The 10114-nt window shown below is 68.9% G+C and carries 7 protein-coding genes and 1 pseudogene; 4 read left to right on the top strand and 4 right to left on the bottom strand.

Translation table 11 applies throughout. The annotated features are described in order from the left end of the window. Nucleotides 1–41: 41 nt before the first annotated feature. From ACFXMF_RS44415 to ACFXMF_RS44400, 4 genes and pseudogenes are all read right to left on the bottom strand, one after another. A pseudogene (locus ACFXMF_RS44415) lies at nucleotides 42–626 on the bottom strand (ABC transporter ATP-binding protein); the annotation flags it as partial. A 17-nt stretch (nucleotides 627–643) separates the two neighbouring features. Beyond that, the gene (locus tag ACFXMF_RS44410) at nucleotides 644–1642 is read right to left on the bottom strand and encodes an ABC transporter permease (RefSeq protein WP_360307155.1); all 999 of its coding nucleotides are present in this window, start codon (nucleotides 1640–1642) and stop codon (nucleotides 644–646) included. A gap of 108 nt (nucleotides 1643–1750) precedes the next feature. Beyond that, entirely contained in the window at nucleotides 1751–3523 is a 1773-nt protein-coding gene (locus ACFXMF_RS44405) for an ABC transporter substrate-binding protein (protein WP_379990791.1), read from the bottom strand. Between the two features lie 63 nt (nucleotides 3524–3586). Then, nucleotides 3587–4612 (bottom strand): ABC transporter permease, encoded by a 1026-nt coding sequence (locus ACFXMF_RS44400; protein ID WP_360307161.1) that lies wholly within the window; start codon nucleotides 4610–4612, stop codon nucleotides 3587–3589. A 528-nt stretch (nucleotides 4613–5140) separates the two neighbouring features. Between ACFXMF_RS44400 and ACFXMF_RS44395 the strand changes: the two genes are divergently transcribed. The 4 genes from ACFXMF_RS44395 to ACFXMF_RS44380 all read left to right on the top strand — a co-directional run bounded on the left by ACFXMF_RS44395 (nucleotide 5141) and on the right by ACFXMF_RS44380 (nucleotide 9831). Further along, the gene (locus ACFXMF_RS44395) at nucleotides 5141–6949 is read left to right on the top strand and encodes a PucR family transcriptional regulator (RefSeq protein WP_379990792.1); all 1809 of its coding nucleotides are present in this window, start codon (nucleotides 5141–5143) and stop codon (nucleotides 6947–6949) included. Between the two features lie 335 nt (nucleotides 6950–7284). Then, entirely contained in the window at nucleotides 7285–8058 is a 774-nt protein-coding gene (locus ACFXMF_RS44390) for a GNAT family N-acetyltransferase (protein ID WP_360323665.1), read from the top strand. Between the two features lie 27 nt (nucleotides 8059–8085). Then, entirely contained in the window at nucleotides 8086–9195 is a 1110-nt protein-coding gene (gene menC / locus ACFXMF_RS44385) for an o-succinylbenzoate synthase (RefSeq protein ID WP_360323667.1), read from the top strand. Between the two features lie 258 nt (nucleotides 9196–9453). Continuing rightward, complete coding sequence (locus ACFXMF_RS44380; protein ID WP_360323669.1) at nucleotides 9454–9831, top strand: DUF3052 domain-containing protein; 378 nt, start codon at nucleotides 9454–9456, stop codon at nucleotides 9829–9831. Nucleotides 9832–10114: the final 283 nt, after the last annotated feature.

Raw genomic sequence — 10114 nt, 5'->3', positions numbered from 1 at the left:
TCATTGGTAGTCTCGTCCGCGATGAGCAGTTATTTTTTTTAAACCAGGGACATCGCGATCATCGCGCGCTGGCGCATGCCGCCGGAGAACTCGTGCGGGTAGTTGTCCATGCGTTTGTCCGGTTGCGGGATGCCCACCCGGTCGAGCATCTCGACCGCACGCCTGCGGGCGGCCTTCTTGTCCACGTCGTGGTGGATCCGGTACGCCTCGACGATCTGTTGGCCGATCGTGTAGTACGGGTGCAGCGCGGACAGCGGATCCTGGAAGATCATCGCCATCTCGCGGCCCCGCAGCCTGCGCACGTGGTCGGGGTCGGCCGACAACAGGTCGATGCCGTCGAGTCGGATCTCGCCGGAGATCCGCGCCTTGCGCCTGCCGTACTGCCCGGCGGTGTGCAGGCCCATGATGCCGAGCGAGGTCACCGACTTGCCGGAGCCCGACTCGCCGACGATGCCGAGGGTCCTGCCCCGCTCCAACTCGAAGCTGAGCCCGTCGACGGACTTGACCAGGCCGTCGTCGGTCGGGAAGTGCACCCTCAGGTCCCGTACTTCCAGGAAGGCGGGCGATGCGGGCGAGGCGTCGGCGGGTTCGTCCGCCGCGGTCGCGCTGTCGCCGAGTTCGCTCACGCGAATGCCGAATTCGGTCATGTGAGCCTCACTCGGGGGTCGATCACGGCGTACAGGACGTCCACCGCGAGGTTGGCCAGCAACACCGACAGGGAGGTGATCAGCACGACGCCCAGGATGATGGGCAGGTCCTGGTTCCTGATGGCGTTCAGCACGGCCTGGCCGAGGCCGGGCAGGTTGAACGTCGACTCGGTGAGGATCGCGCCGCCGATCAGGGCGCCGAGGTCCATGCCCAGCATGGTGAGGATCGGCGTCATGGTGGAGCGCATGGCGTGCTTGCCGATCACGGTCTGTTCCCGCAGGCCCTTGGCCCGCGCGGTGCGGATGTAGTCCTCGCCCAGGACCTCCATCATCGTGGCGCGGGTGATCCGCGCGTACATCGCCGCATAGAGGAAGGCGAGGGTGATCCACGGCAGGATCATGCCGCCGAACCAGCCGCCCGGGCTCCGGCCGAACGGCACGTATTGCGCGTCGAACCATTTCAGCCCGAACGCGAAGGTCGCCAGGGAGAGCATGCCGGTGAAGTAGATGGGCAGGGACACACCCGCGAGGGCGACGACCATCGCGCTGCGGTCCCAGAGGCTGCCGCGCTTGAGCGCGGAGAGCACACCGGCCGCGACACCGAAGACCAGCCACAACACGGCGGCACCGAGCGCGAGCCCCAGGGTCACCGGGAAGCGGTCGGTCAGTACCGGCCAGACGGCCTGTTCGCTCTTGAACGAGTAGCCGAAGCACGGCGCGGAGCAGTGCACGACGTCGCCGCCGGTCGCGTAGGTGCGGCCGGTGAAGATGCCCTTGAAGAATCCCCACGCCTGGAGGTGGACGGGGTCGCTCAGGCCGAGTTTCTCCCGTACCGCCTCGACGGCGGCGGGGTCGGCCTGCTTGCCCACGAAGCTCGCGGCGATGTCGACGCCCGCCCATTTGGGGACGAGGTAGAAGATGCCGAAGACCACCATGATGATGACCACCAGCATCACTGCGGCGGCGAACAGCCGCCTGATAAGGTATGCGAGCACAGCTTTCGGCCTGCCGCGGATCACGGGTGCCGGGGCTTCCCGGCGGCCCGTGATCACGCCGCGCCGGCCTTCACCTGCCTTTCGTGCCGTTGGGCGGGTGTGCCGGAGTTACTTCGAGGGCTTGAGGCCGAGGTTGACGAAGTCGTAGCCGTTGTAGGCGTCGGTCATGTAGACGTTCGTCAGCCGACCGGAGCGCCAGTTCAGGTACTTCTCGTAGGTGAAGGGCAGGTAGTAGCCGCCCTCCATCACCTTGTGGTTGATCTGCGTGGCCATCCGGGCCTTGGTGCCCTCGTCGAGTTCCTTGGCGTAGGCGTCGAACAGTTCGTCGATCGCCGGGTCCTTGATCAGGGCGTAGTTGTTGTTGGCGCTCTCCAGGACGTACTTGCCGTCCCACAGCGGCCGACCGAAGCCCTGGACGGAGGGGAAGTCCGCGGCCCAGCCGTCGATGACGATGCCGTAGCCCTTCTTCTCCACGTTGGCGGGGCTGCCGACGATGCCCGAGGTCTGTGCGCCGTCGTACTGGTCGATCTGCGCGTTGATGCCGATCTTCTTCAACGACGCCTGCAGGGACTGGGCGGTGGCCACCTCGACCGGCTTGTTGTTGCGGACGGCGATGGTGGTGTCGAAGCCGTTCGGCTTGCCGCAGGCGGCCAGCTCCTCCTTCGCCTTGGCGATGTTTCCGCTCTTGTCGGCGCCGGCGATGGCGTACGGGTCGTACTTCTGGCCCTCGTTGCCCGGGATCGACCCGGGCAGCATGTTGGTTCCGATGTCACCGCCGGCCACCGGGCCACCGCGCGCGGTCTGCAGGGACACGTGGTCGGCCCCGTGGATGACCGCCTTGCGACAGTGCTCGTTGTCGAACGGCTTCACGTTCTGCGGGAAGGCCGCGTAACGGACGTAGCCGGAGACGGGATTGTCCAGGTTGCCCTTGTGCTGCTTCAGGGCGGTCTGGCGGCCCTGCGGCGACAGCCCGGTCTGGCTGAGGTCCAGGTCGTAGTCGCCGGCGATCAGTCGCTGGTCCAGGTCGTTGGCGTTGGAGAAGAAGGTGACGGCGACGGTGTCCGGGTAGGCCTTGCGGACCGGGTCCGAGGCTTCCTTCCACTGGGTGTTGCGGACCAGTTCCAGGCTCTTGCCCGGCTCGTACGACTCGAACTTGTACGGGCCACTGGAAAACGGATGCAGGCCGTACTTGGACTTGGTGTCCTTGTCCTGGCGTACCGGTGAGGCGGACGGCATCGCGAGCATCTGTGGGAAGTCGCTGTTGGGCTGCGGCAGACGGAAGACGATCGTCGTGTCGTCGGGTGTCTCGATCGCCTTCAGGCCCAGCTTGTCGGCGGATTCGTCCTGGTAGGGGCCCGGGTACGCGCCGTCGGGGTCGAGGATGTCCTTGAGGTAGACGGGACCGCCGGACAGTACGTCCTGCGCCCACTGGCGCTCGATGCCGTACTTGACGTCCTTGGCGGTGATCGGTCTGCCGTCCTCCCAGGTGCTCCCGGCGCGCAGGGTGAACGTGTAGGTCCTGCCGCCGTCCGTGACCTTGCCCAGGTCGGTGGCGAGGTCGGGTTGCAGTCCGGCGCCCGCCTTGCCCGGCTCGGTCTTGTAGGTGACCAACTGGCGGCTGTAGTACCGCATGAAGTTCCAGGCGAAGCCGTAGTAGCTGCGCGTGGTGTCCCACGAGTCGCCGTCCTGGGCGCCGGCGAACTTCAGGGTGCCGCCCTTGGTGGCAGCGGCGTTCACGACCTTGTTGTTGGCCGCGTCGTAGCCGGCCTCGCTCGTGGAGTCGCTGCCGCCGCCGCACGCCGCCGTGGTCAGCAGCCCTGCGACCACGGCCGCGGCGGCCAGTGCCTGCTTGCGCCGCGCAGAGGCGCGTTGGGTAGTCACGATCTCGGATCCTCCGGATTCGATGAGAATTCTCGGGTGAAGTGCCTTGATTGGTAAGGCAGTTCAGCGAGAGCCCTTGGGGTCGAGCGCGTCGCGCACGCCGTCGCCGAACAGGTTGAAGGCAAGGACGGTGATGAAGATGGCCAGGCCCGGAACGATCATGTACATCGGATCCGAGTCGTAATAGTCGATCGCGTTCGAGAGCATCTGGCCCCACGAGGCGGTGGGCGGCTTGACGCCCACGCCCAGGAAGCTGAGCGCGGCCTCGGTCAGGATGTTCGTGGGAATCATCATCGTGGTGTAGACGACGATCGGGGCGACGAGATTCGGCAGCAGTTCCTTGAACAGGATGTGGAACCGCCCGGCGCCCAGCGAGCGGGCGGCCTCGACGTACTCGCGTTCGCGCAGCGAAAGCGTCTGGCCGCGCACCACGCGCCCGATGTAGGGCCAGCCGAAGAAGCCGATGACCAGGATCATCACGAACACGCGGACGCTCGAACCGGTCATGCCCAGCAGGTCGTTCGGCATCACCGAGACCAGCGCGATGATGAACAGCAGTTGAGGGAACGCGAGCAGACCGTCCATCACGCGACTGATCGCGGCGTCCACCCAGCCGCCGAAGAAGCCCGCCAGAATGCCGAGGATCGTCCCCAGGACGACCGCCACCAGGGCGGACAGGAAGCCGACGAGCAGCGAGATCCGGGCGCCGTACAGGATCCGGGCGAAGACGTCCCGGCCGTTGACCGGTTCGACGCCCAGCAGATGGTCGCCGCTGATGCCGCCCAGCGACCCCTTGGGGGTGCCGAACAGCGCGTCGATCGTGTCCTCGTGGAAGGCGTCCGGATCCTGTCCGACGAGGTTCGTGATCACGGGCGCGAGCAGCGCGATCACGACGAGCGCGAGGATGACGCCGCCGCCCGCCAGCGCCAACCGGTCCCGCTTGAGCCGCTCCCAGGCGATCCGCCCCAGCGAACGGCCCTGTACCGACTTGGTGTTGCCGTCGACTGCCGCCGATTCCCCGGCCGCGCTCGGGGCTGCTTCCGCGCTCGGGGGCGCTTTCGCGGTCGGCTCGTGCAATGGTGCCGTCATCTGACAGGGATCCCTCTCAACCGGCGCTGGTCGGAACGTATTTGCCGCTGTGGCGGCGTCTTCACGGGATGGGCTGCAAGGGCGGACACCCCTGTGCTCGGAAGTCCTCAACGCTTCGGCGCCGCGCCGCCGGGCCGAGGAGCGGGAGAAGTCCCGAGCAAGCCGGACCGGGGGATCCGGCCCGCATGGACACGCACGGGGTGCCGGACGACCACGCCGCTCACCGAAGCTCGGCTCCGGGCGACGGCCGCTCGCTTGCTGGATTGTGCATGCGGACAGCGTGGTCCCTGGCTCGTCCGGGTACATGCGGTACGCGTCCAGAGATTCTCCGGATGCTTTGTACGACTGGCCAAAAAGCCGAGGAGGCGCGGTGCCGGAACCCGTACCGGTCACGTCTCGTGCACGCCCGGTGCCTCGCCGGGCACGGGCACGGTTGTTCCGGCGTACAAAGCAGCGGGCACATCCTCGTAATCTGAGATAAAGCCGCCGCAACCTTGACGCTTTTAACCTGCGGAGGTGATCAGCCACATGACGACACCTCCCGCCAGGAGCCTTGGCCGGGTGCTCGAGGACTTCGGCTCCACCCACCTCGACCTGCTCTACGGCGATGTCGAGGGGACGGCGGAGATCGGTGGCGTCGGCATCCACGATCCACACGACGAACAGCGGCATCCGCCGCACGCCATCGTGCTCGGCGTCGGCGTGCACGGCGCCGACGAGATCGTCGAGCTGCTGCGCCGGCTCGCGGACGACCACGCGGCGGCACTGGTGGTGCGGGAGACCATCGAGCCCGCGGCCGAGTTGGCACAGGTCGCGGCCGAGACCGGGGTGGCCCTGCTGGCCTTGACCCGAGGCGTGTCCTGGGCCGAACTGGCGGCGATGTTCCGCACGTTCCTGTCCGACGGAGACAACGACGAGGCGCAGACCCACACCCTGGGCGGGGTCCCGTCCGGGGACTTGTTCGCACTGGCGAACGCGATCGCGCCGCTGTTGGACGCCCCCATCACCATCGAGGACCACCGCTCCAGGATCCTCGCCTTCTCCGGTCGGCAGGACGAGGCGGATTCGGCGCGGGTGGAGAGCATCCTGGCCCGGCAGGTGCCCGAGCGCTACCTGCGCATGCACGAGAAGCGCGGCGTCTTCAGGGACCTGTACCGCAGCGACGCCCTGGTGTACGTGCCCGCGCCGACGTTCGGCGACGAGGTGGCACTGCCGCGGGTCGCGGTCGCCGTGCGCGCCGGTGACGAGTTCCTCGGATCCGTCTGGGCGGCACTGCGCAAGCCCCTCACCCCGGAGCGGGAGCAGGCGTTTCTGGAGTCGGCCAAGCTCGTCGCCCTGCACATGCTTCGTTTCCGTGCGGGTGCCGATGCGGAGAACCGGCTGCGTGCCGACCTGGTCACGACCGCGCTGGAAGGCGGCGTGGCGGCGATCAGAGCGCTCCGCCGGCTCGGCCCGGGCGGCGGGCCGATGTTGGTCATGGCCATGGGTCTGGCTCCCGGCCGGGGCGCCGACCATGCCCACGTCACGGCCGAGCGGCAGCGGCTGGCCGGCGCGCTGGGCGTGCATCTGACCGCCGTGCAGCCGCGTTCCGCCGTGGCCCTGCTGGGCGAGGTGGTGTACGCGCTGTTCCCGGTGGCGGGCGATCCGGCGCACGCTCGCGAACGTGCCGTGTTGGTGGCGGCGAACTTCGTCCGGCGCACCGGGGAGCGGGCCGGCGCCGTCATCGCGGTCGGGTCGGTGGCCGGCGAACCGGTCGACCTGGCCCACTCCCGGGCCGACGCCGACCGGGTGCTGCGGGTGCTTACCAGTGGCCGGACGTCCCGGCGTGTCGCGTCGATCGCCGATGTGTACGTCGACGCGCTCCTGCTGGAGATGCGCGACTTCACCATCGGCAACCGCGACGAACTCTTCGGCCCGCTCGCCCGGCTGGCGGCGTACGACGCCAAGCACAACGCCCAGCTCGTGGACATGCTCCGGGCGTGGCTGGACGCCTTCGGGGACGTGATGGTGGCCGCGGCGAGCGTGTTCGTGCATCCCAACACGTTTCGCTACCGGATCCGCCGGGTGGCCGAGGTGGGTCGGATGGACCTGCAGGATCCGGCCGAACGCTTCGCCATGATGCTTCAGTTGCGGCTGATGGACCTGGGCGTGCAGGCCGGGGAGGGGGCCTTTGCCGCGCTGCCCGACGCTCGATCGGCCGACTGCCCTCGGGAGGATTCGGAGGCGCATGTGCCGTGGCACGGGCACACCCCGCTGCGGGCCGTGGAAGGTGTTCGAGGTGTGGACGGCGACTGTTCGCCGTCGCGTCCGCTTCGTCCGCGCGGCATGTCGGTCTGAACAGGCGCGTCGCGTCGCATTGCACCGCATCGCCGAGTCGTCCACGCGTCCGGGCGTCGATCCATTGGTTCGGTCCGGGCGGTGGGCGTGTGCTGCCGTCGTGGTATCGCCGTCGTACCGCCGGGGGGCAGCGCCGCCCGCGTTTCGGTCCGGGGCACGAATCGGCGGCGCAGGTTGTCACCGCGCTACCAACTCGGCCCCGGGCCGCGTGGCTAGCGTGACCCTCAGCCCACCCCGGAGGTCTCCCGACCGTGCCGCACGATCATCGGCGCCTGCGCCCGCAGGCGGCCCGCGCCCGGCCCGTGGCCCACCCGGATCCCGTCGGAGGCACTGTGATGAACGAATCCACGATCCGCGAACTGCACATGATGGAGGACTTCGATGCCGCCAGCCTGCTCTATGCCGACATCTGGGGTTCCCGGCCCGGCAGTTCACCCATCTCCGCCGAGGTCATGCGGGCGCTCGCCCACGCCGGCAACTACGTGGCCGGAGCCTACGAGGACGGACGCCTGGTAGGGGCGTCGGTCGCCTTCTTCGGCGAACCCATCGGTACCAGCCTGCACTCGCACATCACCGGCGCCGTGGTCGGGCGCGGCGTGGGCCTGGCCCTCAAGATGCACCAGCGGGAGTGGGCGCTCGCCCACCGACTGAGCCGGATCACCTGGACCTACGACCCGCTCATCCGCCGCAACGCCTACTTCAACCTGACCAAACTCGGCGCTCGGCCGGAGGAGTACCTGAGGTCCTTCTACGGCGCGATGCACGACGTCATCAACGGCGGCGACGAGTCCGACCGGGTCCTGGTCGCCTGGGATCTCACCGCGCCCGCCCCGCCCGGGGCGATCGAACTGCCCGCCGGCGCCGAGCACAGCGTCCGCAATGACCGAGGCCGTCCGGAGACCGCCGCGACGGACGCCGAGACCGTACTCATCGACCTCCCCGACGACATCGAGGCGTTGCGCCTCGCCGATCCCGGCGCCGCCCGGGCCTGGCGGCTGGCCGTACGGGAAAGCCTGGGCGGCCTGCTCGCCGAGGGCGCCCGGGTCGTCGGTTTCCACGAACGCCGCCGCTACGTGGTGCAACGCCCCACGACCACAACCTCTGCCTGACCACCCGTTCTTGAGGAGCCACCAGTCGTGAAGACGAAGATTTCCGGTGTCGAGCTGCGTCGGATCGCGATGCCGCTCGTCTCCCCGTTCCGTACCTCCTTCGGCGTGGAGACCCGCCGCGATGTGCTGCTGGTCCGCGTCGTCACCGCCGACCACGAGGGTTGGGCCGAGTGCGGGGCCATGTCCGAGCCGCGTTATTCCTCCGAGTACGTCGACAGCGCCCAGTACGTACTGCGCAGGTTCCTCATCCCCGCCTTGCCGGAGGACGGCCTGGACGTGCACGCGGTGGGCCGGGTGCTACAGCCCTACACCGGCCACCGGATGGCGAAGTCCGCGCTCGAGACAGCGGTGCTGGATGCCCAACTGCGCTGTGCCGACGAGTCGTTCGGCTCCTACCTGGGTGCCGCCCGGGACCGGGTCCCCTGCGGTGTCTCGGTCGGGATCATGGACTCCGTGCCCGAACTCCTCGACGCGGTGGCGGGGTACATCGCCGAGGGCTACGTCCGGATCAAGCTGAAGATCGAGCCCGGCTGGGACCTCGGCCCGGTACGCGCCGTGCGCGAGCGCTTCGGTGACGATCTGGTCCTACAGGTCGACGCCAACGCCGCCTATACGCTGTCGGACGTCCAACAACTTGCCGGGCTCGACGACTTCGGACTGCAACTGATCGAACAGCCGCTGGCCAAGGACGACATGGTCCAGCACGCCGAACTGGCCAAGCTGCTGCGCACCCCGATCTGCCTGGACGAATCCATCAAGTCCGCCGCCGACGCCGCGGCGGCCATCTCCCTCGGCGCCTGCTCCGTGATCAACATCAAGCCGGGCCGCGTCGGCGGCTACCTCGAAGCCCGCCGCATCCACGACATCGCGCGTGCCCACGGCATCCCGGTCTGGTGCGGCGGGATGCTGGAGACCGGCATCGGCCGCGCCGCCAACGTGGCCCTGGCCGCACTGCCCGGCTTCACCCTCGCCGGCGACACGTCCGGCTCCAGCCGGTACTTCGCTACCGACATCACCGAGCCGTTCGTCCTCTCCGACGGACACCTCGACGTCCCCACCGGCCCCGGTCTGGGCGTCGAGCCCCTCGCCGACCTTCTCCAGGAGGTGACCGTCTCGAGCGAATGGATAGCGATGTAGCGCGGCGGCACGGCGGGGCGGATCACGGCTTCGCAACGTCGGACGAGGCGGGCCCTCTTGAGTGTTGCCACCGGCCGGGCCACGCTGTGGATACTCGCGCGGGGATGTCCGGTGACGATTTCCCCGTCGACTTCGTCGTCCGAAGTGAGGATCGGGGATCGGGAAATGCACATTCCACCCGCGGGGTCGTCTCCATCCCCTTCCTGCCGGTGCTCTTCGTCGGAACGCGAGGACGACGCGCGGAACCACGCGCGAAGGATGGGCATCGGGCGATCCATGGTGGTGCAGGAGCTGGGCCGGGACGACGACACCGATGACGGGATCGGCGCCGACATCGAGGACGTGATCGGCCACGGGATGGTGGACGACGAAACGGACGAAGTCGTGGACGTCGTCCTGCTGTGGTGGCGGGCAGGCGACGGCGACCTGGCGGACGAACTCACGGGTGTGGTGGCGCCCCTCGCCGACCCGGGTGTGATCTGGGTCCTCACGCCGACGACGGGCCGGCCCGGTCACGTCGATCGCACCGAGATCGCCGAAGAGGCGAACGCGGCCGGCCTGTCCTGCACCGGTGCCATCACCCTCGGGGCATGGTCCGGCAACCGTCTCGTCCGACCCGAGGCGCCCGCCGAGTAGCGCGGACCCGGCCGACCCGGCCCCGGCCCACCCTGTGCACCCTGTTCGGCGCCCCGACGGGCGACGAGTGGTCTTTGGCGCGGGCTGCGGTACGGGATCGGTCGGGCCGGGTGAAGTCGGCCCGGGCGGCACGGTTTCCGCGAATGTTCGCAACCTTCGCGCCTTCTCGATGTCGACTGCCGGGAGCTTCCGTGGCGGGTGTCGCGTGTGTTTGGCTGGCCCGGGGCTCTGCCCCGAGCCGTTCGCTTCGCGGTGCCGGGGTGCGGGCGGGTGTGGATGCCGG

The organism is Embleya sp. NPDC059213 (assembly GCF_042754445.1).
Lineage (GTDB): Bacteria > Actinomycetota > Actinomycetes > Streptomycetales > Streptomycetaceae > Embleya.
The sequence above is the reverse complement of the archived record's forward strand: the minus strand, read 5'-3'. Positions and strand labels throughout refer to the sequence as shown.